The following is a 21624-nucleotide window of genomic DNA, read 5'->3' on the forward strand; positions in this document are numbered from 1 at the left end:
TATAGATTCTCGTTTTACCCACTCATGGACATCAAGTCCATCACTGATTTTGAGACTATCATCACATTCTAATCGACTCATGATTTTCATGTACATACATTCACCCAAATAATCATGAGATTATCATTAATCAATATCCATTTGATCTTTGAGGCGAAGCAGTACTGAAAATAAAAAAGCGCATGATCAACATGCGCTTTTTTCATTCAGATTAGATTACCAACCGAAGCCAACACCAGCACCGTAGGTTGCGACACCGCCGGATATACCCGCACCGATATTAACGCGAGCATTATCACCAACCTTGAACTTCGCACCCACTGCAACGGCATCAACACCATTGAAATGTCCAACACCCAGCCCGACGTTCATCCGTTGATGTTCATTCATCTCAGGGATTTGAGTCAAGGCAGTCGCAGATGCGATACCGCGCGATGCGACATTATTCAAGTCATCGATACGGTTATTCAAAGAATTCTGAACCGAGTTCAATTGATTGAGGTTAACCGCATCAGTTCCTCTGGTGCCTGGTGCAACGTTCGTGATCTGACGCTCATTACCGACCGAACCAACAGATACCGTATTTGCACGGTCTGCAACAGAGCCTGCACCCAACGCAACAGAATCATTTCCGATTGCTTTTGAGTTTGCACCCAAAGCAACTGAACGATCACCTGTAGCCACTGAATTAGGACCAGCCGCGATGCTATCTGTACCGACCGCTTTAGCACCTTCACCTGTTGAGTTCGCTTGGTAGTACTTGGTACCGGTATTAATAACGGTGTTCAAACCAGTGCTGATAGAAGATACCGAAACATTCGTTGCACTCAATCCGCTGCTGATCGACGAGACCGAGGTATTGGTACTGCTCAATCCACTGCTAATTGACGATACCGATATATTGGTATTGCTCAAGCCACTCGATATTGCCGAGATAGAGCTTGAAGAGTTAACAATACTACCGGCCAAGTTGCTGAGGCTACTACTGATCGACGATACCGAGGTATTGGTATTGCTCAAGCCACTGCTGATCGATGATACCGATGTATTGGTATTGCTCAAGCCACTACTGATGCTCGATACCGCAGTATTGGTATTACTTAGCGCACTACTAATGTTCGATACTGAAGTATTGGTATTACTCATTCCACTAGAGATTGACGACACCGCACTATTCGTATTGCTCAAGCCACTAGAGACTGAAGACACTGAACTGTTTGTGTTGCTTAAGCCACTCGATACTGAAGATACCGCACTATTGGTATTACTTAAACCACTAGAGATTGATGACACCGCGCTATTGGTATTACTCAATCCGCTAGAAATTGATGATACCGCACTGTTTGTATTGCTGAGGCCAGTAGAAACATTACTCAAACCACTGGATACAGACGATACAGAGCTATTCGTGTTGCTCAATCCGCTCGATACTGAAGACACTGCACTTGAGGTATCTGATAAGCCACTAGAGATCGATGACACTGAACTGTTCGTGTTGCTCAAGCCGCTAGAGACTGAAGACACCGCACTTGAGGTATCTGACAAGCCACTGCTGATCGATGACACGGAACTGTTGGTATTGCTCAAGCCGCTAGAGACTGAAGACACCGCACTTGAGGTATCTGACAAGCCACTAGAAATCGACGATACAGAGCTGTTGGTATTGCTCAAGCCGCTCGATACTGAAGACACTGCACTTGAGGTATCTGACAGACCACTAGAGATCGACGATACAGAACTGTTCGTGTTACTCAAGCCGCTAGAGACTGAAGACACCGCACTTGAGGTATCTGACAGACCACTAGAGATCGACGATACAGAACTGTTCGTGTTGCTCAAGCCTGAAGACACGCTTGATACCGCACTTGAGGTATCTGACAAGCCACTGCTGATCGACGACACTGAACTGTTCGTGTTGCTCAAGCCGCTAGAGACTGAAGACACTGCACTTGAGGTATCTGACAGACCACTAGAAATCGACGATACAGAACTGTTCGTGTTGCTCAAGCCTGAAGACACGCTTGATACCGCACTTGAGGTATCTGACAAGCCACTAGAGATCGATGACACTGAACTGTTCGTGTTGCTCAAGCCGCTAGAGACTGAAGACACCGCACTTGAGGTATCTGACAAGCCACTGCTGATCGATGACACTGAACTGTTGGTATTGCTCAAGCCGCTAGAGACTGAAGACACCGCACTTGTCGTATCTGACAGACCACTGCTGATCGATGACACTGAACTGTTGGTATTGCTCAAGCCGCTAGAGACTGAAGACACCGCACTTGAGGTATCTGACAAGCCACTAGAAATCGACGATACAGAGCTGTTCGTGTTGCTCAATCCGCTCGATACTGAAGACACTGCACTTGAAGTATCTGACAAGCCACTAGAGATCGATGACACTGAACTGTTCGTGTTGCTCAAGCCGCTAGAGACTGAAGACACCGCACTTGAAGTATCTGACAAGCCACTAGAGATCGATGACACTGAACTGTTCGTGTTGCTTAAGCCGCTAGAGACTGAAGACACTGCACTGGTGGTATCTGACAAGCCACTGCTGATTGCAGACACTGAACTGTTCGTGTTGCTTAAGCCACTAGAGACTGAAGACACCGCACTGGTGGTATCTGACAAGCCACTGCTGATTGCAGACACTGAACTGTTCGTGTTGCTTAAGCCACTAGAGACTGAAGACACCGCACTGGTGGTATCTGACAAGCCACTGCTGATTGCAGACACTGAACTGTTCGTGTTGCTCAAGCCGCTAGAGACTGAAGATACCGCACTTGAGGTATCTGACAAGCCACTAGAGATCGATGATACAGAGCTGTTGGTGTTACTCAAGCCTGAAGACACGCTTGATACAGCACTGGTGGTATCTGACAAGCCACTGCTGATTGCAGATACAGAGCTATTCGTGTTGCTTAAGCCTGAAGATACGCTTGATACAGCACTGGTGGTATCTGACAAGCCACTGCTAATTGCAGATACAGAGCTGTTCGTGTTGCTCAAGCCTGAAGACACGCTTGATACAGCACTTGTCGTATCGCTCAAACCACTTGAGATCGCAGATACAGAGCTGTTCGTGTTGCTCAAGCCTGAAGACACGCTTGATACAGCACTTGTGGTATCGCTCAAACCACTAGAGATTGCAGACACTGAACTGTTCGTGTTGCTTAAGCCGCTAGAGACTGAAGACACTGCACTGGTGGTATCTGACAAGCCACTGCTGATTGCAGATACAGAGCTATTCGTGTTGCTTAAGCCTGAAGATACGCTTGATACAGCACTGGTGGTATCTGACAAGCCACTGCTAATTGCAGATACAGAGCTGTTCGTGTTGCTCAAGCCTGAAGACACGCTTGATACAGCACTTGTCGTATCGCTCAAACCACTTGAGATCGCAGATACAGAGCTGTTCGTGTTGCTCAAGCCTGAAGACACGCTTGATACAGCACTTGTGGTATCGCTCAAACCACTAGAGATTGCAGACACTGAACTATTCGTGTTGCTTAAGCCGCTAGAGACTGAAGACACTGCACTGGTGGTATCTGACAAGCCACTGCTGATTGCAGACACTGAACTGTTCGTGTTGCTTAAGCCACTAGAGACTGAAGACACCGCACTGGTGGTATCTGACAAGCCGCTGCTGATTGCAGACACTGAACTGTTCGTGTTGCTTAAGCCACTAGAGACTGAAGATACCGCACTTGAGGTATCTGACAAGCCACTAGAGATCGATGATACAGAGCTGTTGGTGTTACTCAAGCCTGAAGACACGCTTGATACAGCACTGGTGGTATCTGACAAGCCACTGCTGATTGCAGATACAGAGCTATTCGTGTTGCTTAAGCCTGAAGATACGCTTGATACAGCACTGGTGGTATCTGACAAGCCACTGCTAATTGCAGATACAGAGCTGTTCGTGTTACTCAAGCCTGAAGACACGCTTGATACAGCACTTGTCGTATCGCTCAAACCACTTGAGATCGCAGATACAGAGCTGTTCGTGTTGCTCAAGCCTGAAGACACGCTTGATACAGCACTTGTCGTATCTGACAAGCCACTACTGATTGCAGACACTGAACTGTTGGTGTTGCTTAAGCCACTAGAGACTGAAGATACCGCACTGGTGGTGTCTGACAGACCACTGCTAATTGCAGATACAGAGCTGTTGGTATTGCTCAAGCCTGAAGACACGCTTGATACAGCACTTGTCGTATCGCTCAAACCACTAGAGATTGCAGACACTGAACTATTCGTGTTGCTCAAGCCTGAAGATACGCTTGATACCGCACTGGTGGTATCTGACAGACCACTGCTAATTGCAGACACTGAACTGTTGGTGTTGCTCAAGCCTGAAGAGACTGAAGACACCGCACTTGTGATATCTGACAGACCACTGCTAATTGCAGACACTGAACTGTTCGTGTTGCTCAAGCCTGAAGAGACTGAAGACACCGCACTTGTGATATCTGACAGACCACTGCTAATTGCAGACACTGAACTGTTCGTGTTGCTTAAGCCACTCGATACTGAAGATACCGCACTGGTGGTGTCTGACAGACCGCTGCTGATCGCAGAGACTGAGCTGTTGGTGTTGCTTAAGCCTGAAGACACGCTTGATACAGCACTTGTCGTATCGCTCAAACCACTAGAGATTGCAGACACTGAACTATTCGTGTTGCTCAAGCCTGAAGATACGCTTGATACAGCACTTGTCGTATCTGACAAGCCACTACTGATTGCAGACACTGAACTGTTGGTGTTGCTTAAGCCGCTAGAGACTGAAGATACCGCACTGGTGGTGTCTGACAGACCACTGCTAATTGCAGATACAGAGCTGTTGGTATTGCTCAAGCCTGAAGACACGCTTGATACAGCACTTGTCGTATCGCTCAAACCACTAGAGATCGCAGATACAGAGCTATTCGTGTTGCTCAGGCCGCTCGATACTGAAGACACCGCACTGGTGGTATCTGACAGACCGCTGCTGATCGCAGAGACTGAGCTGTTCGTGTTGCTCAAGCCTGAAGACACGCTTGATACAGCACTTGTCGTATCTGACAAGCCACTACTGATTGCAGACACTGAACTGTTGGTGTTGCTTAAGCCACTAGAGACTGAAGATACCGCACTGGTGGTGTCTGACAGACCACTGCTAATTGCAGATACAGAGCTGTTGGTATTGCTCAAGCCTGAAGACACGCTTGATACCGCACTTGTCGTATCGCTCAAACCACTAGAGATCGCAGACACTGAACTATTCGTGTTGCTCAAGCCTGAAGACACGCTTGATACAGCACTTGTCGTATCGCTCAAACCACTAGAGATTGCAGACACTGAACTATTCGTGTTGCTCAAGCCTGAAGATACGCTTGATACCGCACTGGTGGTATCTGACAGACCACTGCTAATTGCAGACACTGAACTGTTGGTGTTGCTCAAGCCTGAAGAGACTGAAGACACCGCACTTGTGATATCTGACAGACCACTGCTAATTGCAGACACTGAACTGTTCGTGTTGCTTAAGCCACTAGAGACTGAAGATACCGCACTGGTGGTGTCTGACAGACCACTGCTAATTGCAGATACAGAGCTGTTGGTATTGCTCAAGCCTGAAGACACGCTTGATACCGCACTGGTGGTATCTGACAGACCACTGCTGATCGCAGATACAGAGCTATTCGTGTTGCTCAGGCCGCTCGATACTGAAGACACCGCACTGGTGGTATCTGACAGACCGCTGCTGATCGCAGAGACTGAGCTGTTGGTGTTGCTTAAGCCACTAGAGACTGAAGATACCGCACTTGTCGTATCGCTCAAACCACTAGAGATCGCAGACACTGAACTGTTCGTGTTGCTTAAGCCACTAGAGACTGAAGACACTGCACTTGTCGTATCGCTCAAACCACTTGAGATCGCAGATACAGAGCTGTTGGTATTGCTCAAGCCTGAAGACACGCTTGATACAGCACTTGTCGTATCGCTCAAACCACTAGAGATTGCAGACACTGAACTATTCGTGTTGCTCAAGCCTGAAGATACGCTTGATACAGCACTTGTCGTATCTGACAGACCACTGCTAATTGCAGACACTGAACTGTTGGTGTTGCTCAAGCCTGAAGAGACTGAAGATACCGCACTGGTGGTGTCTGACAGACCACTGCTGATCGCAGATACAGAGCTATTCGTGTTGCTCAGGCCGCTCGATACTGAAGACACCGCACTGGTGGTATCTGACAGACCGCTGCTGATCGCAGAGACTGAGCTGTTGGTGTTGCTTAAGCCACTAGAGACTGAAGATACCGCACTTGTCGTATCGCTCAAACCACTAGAGATCGCAGACACTGAACTGTTCGTGTTGCTTAAGCCACTAGAGACTGAAGACACTGCACTTGTCGTATCGCTCAAACCACTTGAGATCGCAGATACAGAGCTGTTGGTATTGCTCAAGCCTGAAGACACGCTTGATACAGCACTTGTCGTATCGCTCAAACCACTTGAGATCGCAGATACAGAGCTGTTGGTATTGCTCAAGCCTGAAGACACGCTTGATACAGCACTTGTCGTATCTGACAAGCCACTACTGATTGCAGACACTGAACTGTTGGTGTTGCTTAAGCCACTAGAGACTGAAGATACCGCACTGGTGGTGTCTGACAGACCACTGCTAATTGCAGACACTGAGCTGTTCGTGTTGCTTAAGCCACTAGAGACTGAAGAGACAGCACTGGTGGTGTCTGACAGACCGCTGCTGATCGCAGAGACTGAGCTGTTGGTGTTGCTTAAGCCTGAAGACACGCTTGATACAGCACTTGTCGTATCGCTCAAACCACTAGAGATTGCAGACACTGAACTATTCGTGTTGCTCAAGCCACTAGAGACTGAAGAGACAGCGCTGGTGGTGTTGCTTAAGCCCGTTGAGACGTTGCTCAGACCGCTAGAAACACTCGATACCGAAGTATTAGTGTTGCTTAGGCCGCTGCTGATTGCAGACACTGAACTGTTGGTGTTGCTCAAGCCACTGGATACTGAAGACACTGCGCTGGTGGTATTGCTTAAGCCACTAGAGACTGAAGACACCGCACTGGTGGTATCTGACAGACCGCTGCTGATCGCAGAGACTGAGCTGTTCGTGTTGCTTAAGCCTGAAGACACGCTTGATACAGCACTTGTGGTATCTGACAGACCACTGCTGATTGCAGATACAGAACTGTTCGTGTTACTTAAGCCTGAAGAGACTGAAGACACCGCACTGGTTGTGTTGCTTAGACCAGTTGAGACGTTGCTCAAACCGCTAGAAACACTCGATACCGAAGTATTGGTGTTGCTCAAGCCACTGCTGATTGCAGACACTGAACTGTTGGTATTGCTCAAGCCTGAAGAGACTGAAGACACCGCACTCCCAACTCCACTTAATCCACTGCTGATTGCAGACACTGAACTATTTGTGTTGCTTAAGCCACTTGATACTGAAGAGACAGCACTTGTGGTATTGCTTAAGCCCGTTGAGACATTGCTCAAACCGCTAGAAACACTCGATACCGAAGTATTAGTGTTGCTTAGGCCGCTGCTGATTGCAGACACTGAACTGTTCGTGTTGCTTAAGCCTGAAGAGACTGAAGACACTGCACTGGTCGTATTGCTTAAGCCCGTTGAGACGTTGCTCAGACCGCTAGAAACACTGGATACCGAGGTATTGGTGTTGCTCAAACCACTTGAGATTGCAGACACTGAGCTGTTCGTGTTGCTCAAGCCACTAGAGACTGAAGAGACAGCGCTTGTGGTATTGCTCAAGCCACTAGAAACACTGGATACCGAAGTATTGGTGTTGCTCAAACCACTGCTGATTGCAGACACTGAACTGTTGGTATTGCTTAAGCCCGTTGAGACATTGCTCAAACCGCTAGAAACACTGGATACCGAAGTATTGGTGTTGCTCAGGCCGCTGCTGATTGCAGATACCGAACTGTTGGTATTGCTCAAGCCACTGGATACTGAAGACACTGCACTGGTTGTGTTGCTTAGACCAGTTGAAACATTGCTCAGACCGCTAGAAACACTGGATACCGAGGTATTGGTGTTGCTCAAGCCGCTGCTGATTGCAGACACTGAACTGTTGGTGTTGCTTAAGCCACTGGATACTGAAGACACTGCACTGGTTGTGTTGCTTAGACCCGTTGAAACATTGCTCAGACCGCTAGAAACACTGGATACCGAGGTATTGGTGTTGCTCAAGCCGCTGCTGATTGCAGACACTGAGCTGTTGGTGTTGCTCAAGCCACTGGATACTGAAGAGACAGCGCTGGTGGTATTGCTTAGACCCGTTGAAACATTGCTCAGACCGCTAGAAACACTGGATACCGAAGTATTGGTGTTGCTTAGGCCGCTGCTGATTGCAGACACTGAACTGTTGGTATTGCTTAAGCCTGAAGAGACTGAAGACACCGCACTCCCAACTCCACTTAATCCACTGCTGATTGCAGACACTGAACTATTGGTATTGCTTAAGCCTGAAGAGACTGAAGACACTGCACTGGTCGTATTGCTTAAGCCCGTTGAGACATTGCTCAGACCAGAAGACACACTCGATACCGAAGTATTGGTGTTGCTCAAGCCGCTGCTGATTGCAGACACTGAGCTGTTCGTGTTGCTCAAGCCACTAGAGACTGAAGAGACAGCACTGGTTGTGTTGCTTAAGCCCGTTGAGACGTTGCTCAGACCGCTAGAAACACTGGATACCGAGGTATTGGTGTTGCTCAAACCACTTGAGATTGCAGACACTGAACTATTGGTGTTGCTTAAGCCGCTTGATACTGAAGAGACAGCACTTGTGGTATTGCTTAAGCCCGTTGAGACATTGCTCAAACCGCTAGAAACACTCGATACCGAAGTATTGGTGTTGCTCAAACCACTGCTGATTGCAGACACTGAACTGTTGGTGTTGCTCAAGCCACTGGATACTGAAGAGACAGCACTAGTCGTATTGCTTAAACCCGTTGAGACGTTGCTCAGACCGCTAGAAACACTGGATACCGAGGTATTGGTGTTGCTTAGGCCACTGGAGATTGCAGACACTGAACTGTTGGTGTTGCTTAAGCCGCTTGATACTGAAGATACCGCACTGGTCGTATTGCTTAAGCCCGTTGAGACATTGCTCAGACCAGAAGACACACTCGATACCGAAGTATTGGTGTTGCTCAAGCCGCTGCTGATTGCAGACACTGAGCTGTTCGTGTTGCTCAAGCCACTAGAGACTGAAGAGACAGCACTTGTGGTATTGCTTAAGCCCGTTGAGACGTTGCTCAGACCGCTAGAAACACTGGATACCGAGGTATTGGTGTTGCTCAAACCACTTGAGATTGCAGACACTGAACTATTGGTGTTGCTTAAGCCACTGGATACTGAAGAGACAGCACTGGTCGTGTTGCTTAAGCCAGTTGAGACATTGCTCAGACCGCTAGAAACACTGGATACCGAAGTATTGGTGTTGCTCAGGCCGCTGCTGATTGCAGATACCGAACTGTTGGTATTGCTCAAGCCACTGGATACTGAAGAGACAGCACTGGTGGTGTTGCTTAAGCCCGTTGAGACGTTGCTCAGACCGCTAGAAACACTGGATACCGAGGTATTGGTGTTGCTCAAACCACTTGAGATTGCAGACACTGAACTATTGGTGTTGCTTAAGCCACTGGATACTGAAGAGACAGCACTTGTGGTATTGCTTAAGCCCGTTGAGACATTGCTCAGACCGCTAGAAACACTGGATACCGAGGTATTGGTGTTGCTCAAACCACTTGAGATTGCAGACACTGAACTATTGGTGTTGCTTAAGCCACTGGATACTGAAGAGACAGCACTTGTGGTATTGCTTAAGCCCGTTGAGACATTGCTCAAACCGCTAGAAACACTCGATACCGAAGTATTGGTGTTGCTCAAACCACTGCTGATTGCAGACACTGAACTGTTGGTATTGCTTAAGCCGCTTGATACTGAAGAGACAGCACTTGTGGTATTGCTTAAGCCCGTTGAGACGTTGCTCAGACCGCTAGAAACACTGGATACCGAGGTATTGGTGTTGCTCAAACCACTGCTGATTGCAGACACTGAACTGTTGGTGTTGCTCAAGCCACTGGATACTGAAGAGACAGCACTAGTCGTATTGCTTAAACCCGTTGAGACGTTGCTCAGACCGCTAGAAACACTGGATACCGAGGTATTGGTGTTGCTTAGGCCACTGGAGATTGCAGACACTGAACTGTTGGTGTTGCTTAAGCCGCTTGATACTGAAGATACCGCACTGGTCGTATTGCTTAAGCCCGTTGAGACATTGCTCAAGCCACTTGAAACACTGGATACCGAAGTATTGGTGTTGCTCAAGCCACTACTGATTGCAGACACTGAACTGTTCGTGTTGCTTAAGCCGCTGGATACTGAAGAGACAGCACTGGTGGTGTTGCTTAAGCCCGTTGAGACATTGCTCAAACCGCTAGAAACACTCGATACCGAAGTATTGGTGTTGCTCAGACCACTGCTGATTGCAGACACTGAACTGTTCGTGTTGCTTAAGCCGCTTGATACTGAAGAGACTGCGCTCGTGGTATTGCTTAAGCCCGTTGAGACATTGCTCAGGCCAGAAGACACACTCGATACTGAACTGGTTGTTGTGCTCAAGCCACTAGAAACACTTGATACCGCGCTCGTTGTATTACTGAGTCCTGTAGATACGCTACTCAAACCACTGCTGATTGCGGATACAGAGCTATTCGTGTTGCTCAAGCCTGAAGATACTGAAGATACTGCACTTGTAGTATTGCTTAAACCTGTTGAAACACGGCTCAAACCACTAGAAACACTGGATACAGATGTATTCGTATTACTCAGACCGGTAGAGACATTACTAAGACCTGAAGAAATGGTAGATACAGAAGTATTCGTATTACTTAAGCCTGTCGACACATTGCTCAAGCCACTGCTGATTGCAGATACGGAACTGTTGGTATTACTCAGACCAGTAGAAACGTTGCTTAAGCCTGAAGATACACTAGAGACTGAGCTAGTTGTCGTACTCAAACCACTCGACACTGCTGAAACAGAGGAGCTTAGGGCAGTTGTAGTAGCGAATAGCTGACTTCCATTAATCGCATCCGTGCTTGTTGCATTGATCGCTCCAGGTGCAACGTTTTTAATTTGACGTTCAAAACCCGCTTTACCTACAGAAACTTGGTCACCATTACCAATTGCAGATCCACCAGTAAAGCCAGAGTATGTGACTCCATTGATGGTTGCGCTTGTTTCTTTAGTAGCATTAGTGGCTGTAGTAGATCCCGCACCTAACGCAACAGCATTATCCTGCGAGGCTGCCGAACCAACACCCAGAGCAACAGAAGCGACGCCAGTTGCTTTAGAGCGAGTACCGAATGAAGTCGCCAAATCACCAGTAGCAACAGATTGAACACCAACTGCTACAGAACCATTGCCGGATGTCGTTGAAGCATAAGTACCTGCAGTGATGGTATCGCCTGTCAGGGTATTATATGTCGTTGCAGCTGCGGTTCCTGCGATTTTGTCTAAATCATCACCACCAATAGCAACGGAAGAGTTACCTGAAGCAACGACATCATTACCGATTGCTGTTGATTGGTCTCCAGTTGCTTTAGCTACAGATCCAATTGCAACAGTTTGGTTGGTACCAGCAGCACCCGAAACTGTCGCATTACCGAGTGCGACAGCACCATTTCCACTCGCAGTTGAAGAACTACCCAGCGCCACTGAATTTAAAGATGAGGCAGCAACGGTTGCACCCAGACCTGCAGCAATACCTGCTGTAGCTCCAGCATTAACAATTGATTTGCCACCCAAAGCAATAGAGTCTGTACCTAATGCTTGAGCACCGAGAGTGGTTGCAGAAGATGTCTCGGCAGCCCCAGAATATCCACCTAATGCCAGACCACCTGTTGTGGCCTGAGTTCCAGTACCGACCGCTACGCCGTTAGTTGCAGTTGCCCCTACGTATGCATTACGACCAATCGCAATTGAACGATCTGCGAGACCTTGTGCTGAACTAGCACTGGTTGCTGTTCCCTCATTACTATTACCAGCATTGTTACCCCCCCCAATTGCTACGGAAGATAAACCATTCGCAAAAGTATCGTTACCAATTGCTGTAGCACCTTGCGCAGCTTTGATATAAGTAATGCTAGCACCACTACCATACCCTGTCGCACCAGCATGTGCACCTGAACCCATCGCAATTGCACCATTTGCGCCAGCATGGGAATCTTGACCAAAAGCTTGGTTGAAACCAGATGAACCATTACCGCCAGCGCCTGAACCAAATGCAGTGGCATTTCCACCAATCGCAATCGTATTACTATCTACAAAAGCTCCAGCAACTTTTGTTGTATTCCCTGATGTCGTGACACCATTAGTACCATTACCAATTGCAATCGCACCTGTTCCGTTTGTAGTCACATTCCCAGAACTACCAACATTATTATCCCCGATGGCGTAATTCGCAAAAGCCGAATTCCCCTGCAGGAATACCACGCTCACAGCAACCGCAATCAATGATCTTTTTAAAAGTCCACTTGAAGTGTGGCTTTGTTCTTGTTGTCCACCTTCTACGCGACTAATGCTACCTACTGAGGAATGGCTACTCTTTCCTTGAGCCTTTGTAATTTCGGAAACTGCAACCCATGTATTATGCGCCTTGCTCCAAATAACACGATAAATCTTATTCATAAGAAAAAATCCACAAAAAAGTCATAAGGTCGGATCGCGACCAAGGCAAAATTAAAAAAATAAAGCAAAAATGGATAAGTAAAATTGGGCTCGGTTTAAACTCAACTCTGGCTCATTTCCAAAAATAAAAAACTACAAAAAACAAACAATCAAACTTCTCAAATTTCGGCAAATAACAACAAAAAGAGACTCATTTCACAGTTTGGCATAATTCCATACGACGAACTTACAGTCAATATGACATATTGGACATCTGACCAACGGTCTTAAACAACGACAATATATTTAATTTATTGATTTATATATATTTAATACCAAAAAACTAATGTTACATAACACCAACGTATTAGAAATAATTTTTCTTTATCTATTTTTTATATTAGATTTCATATAGTCGGTCTCAAAAGATCAAAATTTATGCAAAAAAAAACGCACCGATCAGGTGCGCTTTTTATTGATATTATTAAAAAAATATTTCAAAATTCGGAAGTGAACCTACTCAGTTTTCTTGGCCTGCCCACTGCTTTTTTTTCAACTTATCAAGCAAAGCAAGATTAGACAATGTGTTTTCATCATCTGCCTGACGCTCAAGAGCTAGATTCAACCAATGTTGAGCCTGAACCAAGTCCCCTTTCATCAAATACGCGCCGCCAAGATTATTCGGTAAATCCAATATGCTTGGATCTAACGCCCAAGCTTTAAGCAATGCTTCTGTAGCATCCAATCGCAGCGCCAAACGACAACTTCCAAGTAGAAACCAAGCTCCTGCCTCATCGGGTCGTTGTCGACTCCAAAATTCAGCGATCGGCATTGCAAATTGATACTGAGCAAAAATAAGTACCATCGCATGACACCAGCCCAAAGAGTCTCCCAATACAGGATGGAGATTAAATGCGCGGGCATAGCTAACGATTGCATCTGCCACTTGACCTTGGGCACGAAGCACATACGCCATTTGATAATGAGCGGGAGCGAAATTTGGTGACAAACTGAGTGCATGCTGTACGGATGACAATGCGTAGCTGAGACGCTTCATTTCTAAAAAAACGCGACTCTGCATGACCCAATGTTCAGCCGAAGAAGCGTTTTGATCTAAGGCGATCTGGATTTCATCCAGCGCTGCATTCCATTGCTTCGCTTCAATCAAACCACCTACTTTTTCACTAAATTCAGACATGCATAGCATCCATAAAATTTAAATCAGTCATCGCAATCGTCCCTGCTGCCACCCCTATTAAATATTAAGAAACTGGCGGTGTCGGTGGACGCAATATAATTGGACAACCTTTAAATGTTGCTTGCTGAGCAATTGCATCTCGCTGACCCAAAAGCTGAGCATAGACAGTACGTGGACTTGAAGACGATTGGCCTGCGCTGTAAGAAACACTTGGACTCCATCCCCAGCCATAACGCCCACCACCAAAAGCACCTAAGCCAAAATTAAATCCAGACCAGATGCTCTTAGGCACTTCAACGCCGTTTCGCAAGTAGGTATCGATACGGATATATTCAGCATTGAGTTGATTACAGTTCATCGACTGATAGTTGGTTGGAGATACATAAAGCGGTCGAACAGGTCCTGTTTCACAGCCGGTTATGGCTATGACGGCACAGCCTATCGCTACAGCGATCACGCCCCTAGTGCGTTTATTAATAGATTGGCTCATCGTCCGTCATCCCTTCTCAATAATGTCTACCGTGTCACCATTTCATCATATAACTGATTGAATGCCAACGTCAGTTTGTGATCGGGTACCAAATGAATGAGTGGTTGGTTTTTCTGATGAGACTCTTTCATAATCACCGAACTGGGTAACATACTCGCAAACACTGGTAATCCTTGATCTTTTAGCTCTTGCACAACTTGCTGAGGCAATGACGCACGACTTTGGTACTGATTAACCACAATGCCTTCTACTTCAAGGCTCGCGTTATGATCACTTTGTGACTCCGCAACATTCTCAAGCAAGGTCATGAGCGCACGGCTTGAAAATACGTCACAGTCAAAAGGGATCACCACACGCTCAACAGCAATCAATGCAGACAACGTAAAAAAGTTAAATGCTGGCGGGGTATCGATGAAGACTTCATCAAACTGGCCATCGAGCGCACGAAGTGCATCACGTAGCTTAAAAATTTTATGCTTACTCTGCAGCGCATGCTCCATAGCACCGAGCTCAGGGCTCGCTGGAATAACCAATAACCGTTCAAAATTAGAAGGATGAATAAAAGCATCGAGCCCTTTTTCTTTCTGTTTAAGCAGATTACCTAAGCCACCCATCAATCCTTTATTGGGTGTCGCAGATAAAATTTCTTCGAAGAAGTTACCAATATTCGGTTCTAAAACAGGGTTGTTTTGACCATGGGTTGCCTTCTCACCCAGTAAATACTGGCTGGAATTACACTGTGGATCAAGATCAATCACGAGTGTACGTTTACCCCTTGCAGCGGCAATCGCAGCCAGATTGACGGTAATACTCGACTTACCCACCCCACCTTTTTGATTAAAGATCACCCGACGCATCACACACTCCCTGACAGATACCGCATAAATGAGAAATTACAAATACATAAGAGATCAAAACAACGAATATTTAATGAGTCGACTGGACTTCAGTGCTCACACTGCCTGCTATAGGTTGATTAATACCGCTAGTAAGCACATATCCCCACGGCTTCATCACCACGAGATAAATAATCAAACCATAGCAAATTGCCGCCCCCACCAAACCCAGATTCTGCATCTTGGCAGAGCTTTTAGCCCGAAAAGCAAGTACAGAAAAAATAATCGCGAGTACAAAGACTGCAATTTTGACCAGTAACCAATGCGGATAAAATGACGGAAGTTGTGAAAGCAGCCATAGCCCAGTAATAATTAAAACCGTCCATGTCACATGTCCAAGTATCTTGATGAGTTTTCCAAGACCCGTGACTTTGGTCACCGCATCAGCCTGTGCACGACCTGCGATACTGCGTCGTTTAAGGAGCAACGCCGCCTGTATCAGAAACAACAATATAGTCAGCGATGCGGCAGTCATATGAATAATTTTGATCAGCACTTCAAAGTCCTCCTCACATCGCGAATGATTGAACGACAGCAATCACATCCCGTGTGAAACATGGGTGTTATAACATGATTATTTAAGGACTTATGAATCCTTTATTTAAATGTTTAATTGTGAGCACAATTCGGACTATCTACAGACTGTCCTTGCCACTCATCAGGCGCATAGGCATGAATGGCTAAAGCATGAATCTTGCCAACCGATAATAGATCTCCAGCTGCGGCATAGACTTTTTGATGACGTTGTACTGCACGTAGCCCATCAAACACAGGACTGACGATGGTCAACTTAAAGTGACTTTCTTTACCAGGGTAATAACCGCCATGACCCTGCGACTCATTAACGATTTCAAGGACTATTGGCGTAAGCGTTCCCATACGCTCTTTTAATAATTGCTGCACGGGTGCATCGATGACATCAACCATAACGGCGTCCTGAATTTAATGTAGCTTGATATAAAGGCATAACACGCGGCAACAAGGCCTGGATATGCGCATAGCGCTCTGCTGTCGGAGGGTGGGTGCTTAGGAATTTTGGCGGAGCACTGGTACTTGCCGCGCCCATTTTTTGCCACAGCGATAATGCGCTTTGAGGATTATACCCTGCACGCGCCATCAACTCTAAGCCTAAAGTGTCCGCTTCCGCTTCTTGTTCACGGCTATGCGGTAAATCTAACCCCACCTGCGCCGCCATTCCCACTGCTTGCGTTGCGCCATCAGACAAGCCTACAGCAGCAGCCAGAATACCCAAACCTAAACCTTGCGCCATATCTCGCGAGGCCTGCTCTCGTCCGTGTTCGCGCAGTGCATGTGACATTTCATGCCCCATGATCGCCGCAATTTCATCATCCGTCAGATTCAGGCGGTTAATAATGCCGGTATAAAACAGAATTTTTCCACCGGGCATACAGCTCGCATTCAGTTGATCACTATTTATAAGGTGAACTTCCCATTGCCAATTTTTAACATCCGGACGGAAACGTGGTGTCTGGGCTATCAATCGATTAGCGATATTTCGCAGACGGACAACCTGCGAAGCATTGGTATCCAGTACACCTTTTTGACGCGCCTGAGCAATGACTTGCTGGTACTGTTGACTTGAAGCGGCATTAATTTCATCACTAGAGACCAGCATAAACTGGCGCCGATCTACACCTGTTGCTCCGATCTGTGTTGTGCTTGCACAGCCAGTTAAACCCACTAAGCTCAGCGCTAAGGCCATATGCAAAAGCGTATGATGTTTTGAATACTTTACTTTGGGCAGCAAAAATTTTGTTGGTCGCAACAACATCTATCTCTCCGAAGAACCACATTGGATTGAAAAATTTAATCGACATCTATGAGGCGTTGAATTTTCTATAGAGCAATGCCGCGATTCTACAGCAAAGCAAACCACACGCGGAATGTCTTGGAACATCAATCAAACAGTATGTTTAAAATCATGGAACTAAAGGACTGAATGGCTTTTGCTTAAAATACATGCAACCCAACCCTATGCTGATCATTTTTTGAAACATTAGCGCAAGCAAATGTTAACTTTTCTTGACACCGCCTGATTAATCGCTAGAATAGCCACACTTCGCGGGAATAGCTCAGTTGGTAGAGCACAACCTTGCCAAGGTTGGGGTCGAGAGTTCGAGTCTCTTTTCCCGCTCCAAATTATGTAATTTATTGTTTTGCTGTTAGATTGATAGATTCTAATGACAACTCAAAAAAATGATTCATCAAAAAAAGCCAGACTCATGTTCTGGCTTTTTTTGTTTTATTACGTCATTTTTAATTAAAAACTATTTTTAAAAATTGCGTATAATCCCGTACCTGATTGCGAATAGACCCCTCGGGTCATATCGTGTCGTGATGACCATCACTGACATCACTCGCTAAACAAGATAGATCATCGTTATATCGTGTGATATCGCAGCTTAATAAAATTAGGCTGTTATCCACCGCATAAAACCGATGGGGCTACAAATCCGTTTTAATTGTCAAAATGCAGGAGTGGTGACATGTCATCGCAAGGTAATACATCACAAATCCAAGGCTCAATTGTCGCCATTGTTACACCGATGCACGAAGACGGATCGCTCGACTTTGACTCACTGACACGTTTGGTTGAATGGCATATTGCCGAAGGAACGGATGGCATCGTCGCAGTAGGCACAACTGGTGAGTCGGCAACACTAGATGTCGTCGAACACGCCAGTGTGATTGAGCATGTGATTAAAGTTGCTGCAGGTCGTATTGCGATTATTGCAGGTACCGGCGCGAACTCAACACGTGAAGCAATTGAGCTGACCCAGACTGCAAAAAAATTAGGTGCAGATGCCGCCCTCCTCGTCACGCCTTATTACAACAAACCTACACAAGAAGGCCTCTATCAGCATTATCGCACTATCGCTGAAGCCGTTGATTTACCACAAATGCTTTACAATGTTCCTGGTCGTACGGGCGTTGACATGCACAACGATACAGCAATTCGCTTGGCTGAAGTTGATGGCATCTTTGCAATCAAAGATGCTACTGGTGATTTAGTGCGTGGACAAGATCTCATTACTCGTTTGAAAGCACTTCCCAATGGCGGCATTGATGTATTTTCTGGTGATGATGCAACAGCTTGGCGCTTAATTGGCTTGGGTGCAAAAGGCAATGTCTCTGTGACCGCCAATGTCGCGCCACGCATCATGCACGAAATTTGTAGCGCTGCATTGACAGGTAACGCCGCTCTTGCAGAACAGTTGAATGCTCAAATTGCCATTCTTCATCAGATTTTATTCTGTGAATCTAACCCAATTCCTGTCAAATGGGCACTCACTGACATGGGTAAAATTCCGCTGGGAGTACGCCTACCACTGACTGTTCTGGCAAATGAATTTCAGCCTCGCGTTCACGCAGCACTGCTTGAATCTGGCGTTTTGTCTCGCTAGGATTGCAGTTTGATCGAGCCCTAGATGGAGCGATCAACCCCACATATATATGAGAGACGCTATTATGCTGCAACGTGGTCTAGGTTTGAATAACAAGTCGAATCGCTTCGCAAAGCTACTCACTGTATCAGGTATGGTTGCCATCGCCTGTGCAGGTTGTAGCCGCCTCAGTGTCAGCAATGGATCTATGGATTACAAAAGTGCACATAGCATTCCACCTATCCAAGTTCCTGCAGCCATTCAAACCAGACAAATTGCCCCACTCTACCCAGTTCCTGTGATTCCAGAAAATGCAGCATCAGAGAAGCTAGTACTGAGCAATGCGAAAGGAAATCGTTTTGCATTACCGAAGCCACAGCCTCTAGACCCAAGCAGCATCCCACCAGATCAACTCGGCGTCGGTGCACCTTCTGCACCCGTCTTGGTTGTCGATGGTAATGGCTTCCCGATTCTAAAGATTGAGGGTGATGCACCCAAAATCTGGGACGTCATGAACCGCACCCTGAGTGTGGCGAATGTGAATGTTGCGAACCGGAATACCGCTGCAAATCGTTTTGATGTTGTGATCGACAATACTACCTATCAATTACGTTTGGGTCGGATTGGTAATACCACGACCGTAACACTGCAAAAACCAGATGACTCTCTAGCTGACAAAGCAATTGCCACAGATCTTCTGGACAAAATCACTCAAAACTGGGCAGGATAATCCTCCAGCTCAGTAGATCAATTGAAACTGGTCGGAAAATGAATGTTCGATTTGTTTCTTTGATTTAAAATACCGTTACACTACTTATTAAAACCCGCTTCTATTGGATCATGATTCATGCAAAAACAAGCACTACTGTACACAGGGAAAGCCAAATCCGTCTATGAATCAGCTGACGCTGATCGCTTGATTTTGGTGTTTCGTGATGACACGTCAGCCTTTGATGGCAAACGTGTTGAACAACTTGCACGCAAAGGCCGTGTCAATAACCTGTTTAATGCATTTATTATGCAAAAGCTTGCGGATGCAGGAATTCCGACTCATTTTGAAAAGCTGCTAACACCAGATGAAGTTCTGGTAAAACGCTTGGACATGATCCCCGTCGAGTGCGTCATTCGTAACTATGCAGCGGGCAGCCTTTGCCGTCGTCTTGGCATCGAAGAAGGCCGCGTACTCACCCCACCAACGTTCGAATTGTTCTATAAAGATGACTCTTTGGGTGATCCAATTGTTAATGAGTCTGTAGCCATTACTTTGGGCTGGGCGACTGCAGAACAACTTGCCAAGATGAAAGAACTGACCTACCAAGTCAATGACGTACTCAAAGCACTGTTTGATCAAGGCAACATGATGCTGGTCGACTTCAAACTTGAATTTGGCGTGTTCCATGGTCAGATCGTATTGGGCGATGAATTCAGTCCTGATGGTTGCCGCCTGTGGGACAAAGACAGTAAGAAGAAACTCGACAAAGATCGCTTTCGCCAAGGTCTAGGCGATGTTGTTGAAGCCTATGAAGAAGTTGCACAGCGTATCGGTGTTGATTTAAGCGGCATCTAAGCCGTAGAGTCATACTTTGTTTTCCTAGACTATTCAAATCGCCTGCATGGGAATAGTCTTGTGTTTGTGCATTTGGCAGCATAGAATGCACGCCGTCGGAGAGGTGGCAGAGTGGTTGAATGTACCGGACTCGAAATTCGGCGTAGGGTTCGCCCCTACCGAGGGTTCGAATCCCTCCCTCTCCGCCAATGAATTTTAAAATACATAAAGAATTGAAAACACCCTAAAGCCCCCACTGATCGTGGGGGCTTTTTTTACATGTAATCGCACAGCAGCAACAAGCCTTTATTAGTTTTGACACAAATCCTCTCTATACTCAATAGGCTGAAGTACACGACTATATGTCTTGCACGTTTAATCGTACGGACTTAAGGAATACGCCCATGCGATACAAGTAGCAGCAGACTCATCAAGCCATGCTTCATGCATCCTTGCTGTGTCACTCCTGAACGACAAAATCAAGATCGCACCCCGTCGTTTTAAATCACTATTCCGACTACGCACGCCACTGTCTACTCAAGACGGCGCCACGCTTAACTATGCTATGAGATCCATAATGCAAAAGAAAATCATTGCTCTAACCACACTGACCACTGCCCTATTTCTGACGGCCTGTAATGACAAGAAGCCAGCAACTCTAGATACCGACAACGCAAAATTCAGCTATGCCGTCGGAACCCAGTTGGGCGAAAAAATGACTGCAACCAAAACCCATATTGATCTGAATGCCCTCAATGCTGGGATTGATGATGCGTTTAATGGTAAGCCACAAAAACTGGATGAAGCGGCCAAGCAAGCGATCTTCACCAAAGTAATGCAGCAAATTTCACAAGAACAAGTTGCCGATCAGCAAAAGAAATCTGAAAAAAATAAAGCCGATGGTACTGCTTTCCTCGCTGACAACGCCAAAAAGCCGGGGGTGAAAGTCACCGCTAGTGGTTTGCAATATCTCGTTGAAAAAGAAGGTACTGGCGCTCATCCGACCGCGAATGATGAAGTCACGATCAACTATCGTGGCTCATTGATCGATGGCACAGAGTTCGATAGCTCATATGCACGTCATGAACCCGCCACATTCCCTGTCGGCAGTGTGATTCCTGGTTTCTCTGAAGGACTCAAACTCATGACACCGGGCGCGAAGTACAAGTTCTTTATCCCTTCAGCCATTGCTTATGGTGAAGCCGGTGCAGGTCCGAAAGTGGGTCCCGATTCAACATTAATTTTTGAAGTAGAGTTGATCTCAGCTAAGCCTGCTGGGGCACAGGCATTGCCGCCGCACTAAGTGAGTCCTACTTACTAGCGCAACAAATACGAAGCCTACGAACATAAAGCCGAGTCTA

At 46.4% G+C, this 21624-nt stretch carries 15 protein-coding genes and 2 tRNA genes; 10 read left to right on the top strand and 7 right to left on the bottom strand.

Features of this window, described 5'->3' with window-relative positions:
* Positions 1-216 precede the first annotated feature (216 nt).
* Complete coding sequence (locus HYN46_RS17480; protein ID WP_162818027.1) at positions 217-789, bottom strand: YadA family autotransporter adhesin; 573 nt, start codon at positions 787-789, stop codon at positions 217-219.
* 4 nt (positions 790-793) lie between these two features.
* Here HYN46_RS17480 and HYN46_RS17485 point away from each other — a divergent pair, with 4 nt between their 5' ends.
* From HYN46_RS17485 to HYN46_RS17500, 4 genes are all read left to right on the top strand, one after another.
* Complete coding sequence (locus HYN46_RS17485) at positions 794-11137, top strand: hypothetical protein (protein WP_162818171.1); 10344 nt, start codon at positions 794-796, stop codon at positions 11135-11137.
* Positions 11138-11287: 150 nt separating this feature from the next.
* Positions 11288-11461 carry a hypothetical protein gene (locus tag HYN46_RS17490; protein ID WP_162818172.1) on the top strand — a complete coding sequence of 58 codons (174 nt, stop codon included), beginning with the start codon at positions 11288-11290 and terminating at the stop codon, positions 11459-11461.
* A gap of 54 nt (positions 11462-11515) precedes the next feature.
* Positions 11516-11896 carry a hypothetical protein gene (locus tag HYN46_RS17495; RefSeq protein ID WP_162818173.1) on the top strand — a complete coding sequence of 127 codons (381 nt, stop codon included), beginning with the start codon at positions 11516-11518 and terminating at the stop codon, positions 11894-11896.
* A gap of 408 nt (positions 11897-12304) precedes the next feature.
* Positions 12305-12520: a hypothetical protein gene (locus HYN46_RS17500; RefSeq protein ID WP_162818174.1), complete on the top strand. Its 216-nt coding sequence runs from the start codon at positions 12305-12307 to the stop codon at positions 12518-12520.
* Between the two features lie 729 nt (positions 12521-13249).
* Here the strand turns inward: HYN46_RS17500 and HYN46_RS11455 are convergent.
* The 6 genes from HYN46_RS11455 to HYN46_RS11480 all read right to left on the bottom strand — a co-directional run bounded on the left by HYN46_RS11455 (position 13250) and on the right by HYN46_RS11480 (position 17105).
* Entirely contained in the window at positions 13250-13927 is a 678-nt protein-coding gene (locus HYN46_RS11455) for a tetratricopeptide repeat protein (protein ID WP_114899509.1), read from the bottom strand.
* Positions 13928-13991: 64 nt separating this feature from the next.
* The gene (locus tag HYN46_RS11460) at positions 13992-14417 is read right to left on the bottom strand and encodes a hypothetical protein (protein ID WP_114899510.1); all 426 of its coding nucleotides are present in this window, start codon (positions 14415-14417) and stop codon (positions 13992-13994) included.
* A gap of 26 nt (positions 14418-14443) precedes the next feature.
* Positions 14444-15277 (bottom strand): ParA family protein, encoded by an 834-nt coding sequence (locus HYN46_RS11465; RefSeq protein WP_114899511.1) that lies wholly within the window; start codon positions 15275-15277, stop codon positions 14444-14446.
* A 67-nt stretch (positions 15278-15344) separates the two neighbouring features.
* The gene (locus HYN46_RS11470; protein ID WP_114899512.1) at positions 15345-15809 is read right to left on the bottom strand and encodes a SirB2 family protein; all 465 of its coding nucleotides are present in this window, start codon (positions 15807-15809) and stop codon (positions 15345-15347) included.
* Between the two features lie 113 nt (positions 15810-15922).
* Complete coding sequence (locus HYN46_RS11475; RefSeq protein ID WP_114899513.1) at positions 15923-16240, bottom strand: BolA family protein; 318 nt, start codon at positions 16238-16240, stop codon at positions 15923-15925.
* Positions 16233-17105, bottom strand: coding sequence for a M48 family metallopeptidase (locus tag HYN46_RS11480; protein WP_228254802.1), 873 nt, complete (start codon positions 17103-17105; stop codon positions 16233-16235). Before HYN46_RS11480 ends, HYN46_RS11475 begins: the two co-directional genes overlap by 8 nt.
* 290 nt (positions 17106-17395) lie before the next feature.
* Here HYN46_RS11480 and HYN46_RS11485 point away from each other — a divergent pair.
* The 6 genes from HYN46_RS11485 (at position 17396) to HYN46_RS11510 (ending at position 21566) form a co-directional block, all read left to right on the top strand.
* A tRNA-Gly gene (locus tag HYN46_RS11485) sits at positions 17396-17471 on the top strand.
* Positions 17472-17820: 349 nt separating this feature from the next.
* Positions 17821-18738, top strand: coding sequence for a 4-hydroxy-tetrahydrodipicolinate synthase (gene dapA / locus HYN46_RS11490; protein WP_114899514.1), 918 nt, complete (start codon positions 17821-17823; stop codon positions 18736-18738).
* Between the two features lie 64 nt (positions 18739-18802).
* A complete protein-coding gene (locus tag HYN46_RS11495) occupies positions 18803-19447 on the top strand; it encodes a hypothetical protein (protein WP_114899515.1) in 645 nt (214 codons plus the stop codon).
* A gap of 117 nt (positions 19448-19564) precedes the next feature.
* On the top strand, positions 19565-20284 hold the full coding sequence (purC, locus tag HYN46_RS11500) for a phosphoribosylaminoimidazolesuccinocarboxamide synthase (RefSeq protein ID WP_114899516.1): 720 nt from the start codon (positions 19565-19567) through the stop codon (positions 20282-20284).
* Between the two features lie 97 nt (positions 20285-20381).
* Positions 20382-20472 (top strand) — tRNA-Ser (locus HYN46_RS11505).
* A gap of 368 nt (positions 20473-20840) precedes the next feature.
* Positions 20841-21566 (top strand): FKBP-type peptidyl-prolyl cis-trans isomerase, encoded by a 726-nt coding sequence (locus HYN46_RS11510; protein WP_114899517.1) that lies wholly within the window; start codon positions 20841-20843, stop codon positions 21564-21566.
* Positions 21567-21624: the final 58 nt, after the last annotated feature.

The organism is Aquirhabdus parva (genome assembly GCF_003351745.1).
Classification (GTDB): domain Bacteria; phylum Pseudomonadota; class Gammaproteobacteria; order Pseudomonadales; family Moraxellaceae; genus Aquirhabdus; species Aquirhabdus parva.

Excerpts from the sequence above, each read along its gene's own strand:
- HYN46_RS17490 (WP_162818172.1), top strand. The coding sequence starts at position 11,288 with ATGGTTGCGCTTGTTTCTTTAGTAGCATTAGTGGCTGTAGTAGATCCC.
- HYN46_RS11455 (WP_114899509.1), bottom strand. The coding sequence starts at position 13,927 with ATGTCTGAATTTAGTGAAAAAGTAGGTGGTTTGATTGAAGCGAAGCAA.
- HYN46_RS11460 (WP_114899510.1), bottom strand. The coding sequence starts at position 14,417 with ATGAGCCAATCTATTAATAAACGCACTAGGGGCGTGATCGCTGTAGCG.
- HYN46_RS11475 (WP_114899513.1), bottom strand. The coding sequence starts at position 16,240 with ATGGTTGATGTCATCGATGCACCCGTGCAGCAATTATTAAAAGAGCGT.
- HYN46_RS11480 (WP_228254802.1), bottom strand. The coding sequence starts at position 17,105 with ATGTTGTTGCGACCAACAAAATTTTTGCTGCCCAAAGTAAAGTATTCA.
- dapA (WP_114899514.1), top strand. The coding sequence starts at position 17,821 with ATGTCATCGCAAGGTAATACATCACAAATCCAAGGCTCAATTGTCGCC.
- HYN46_RS11495 (WP_114899515.1), top strand. The coding sequence starts at position 18,803 with ATGCTGCAACGTGGTCTAGGTTTGAATAACAAGTCGAATCGCTTCGCA.
- purC (WP_114899516.1), top strand. The coding sequence starts at position 19,565 with ATGCAAAAACAAGCACTACTGTACACAGGGAAAGCCAAATCCGTCTAT.
- HYN46_RS11510 (WP_114899517.1), top strand. The coding sequence starts at position 20,841 with ATGCAAAAGAAAATCATTGCTCTAACCACACTGACCACTGCCCTATTT.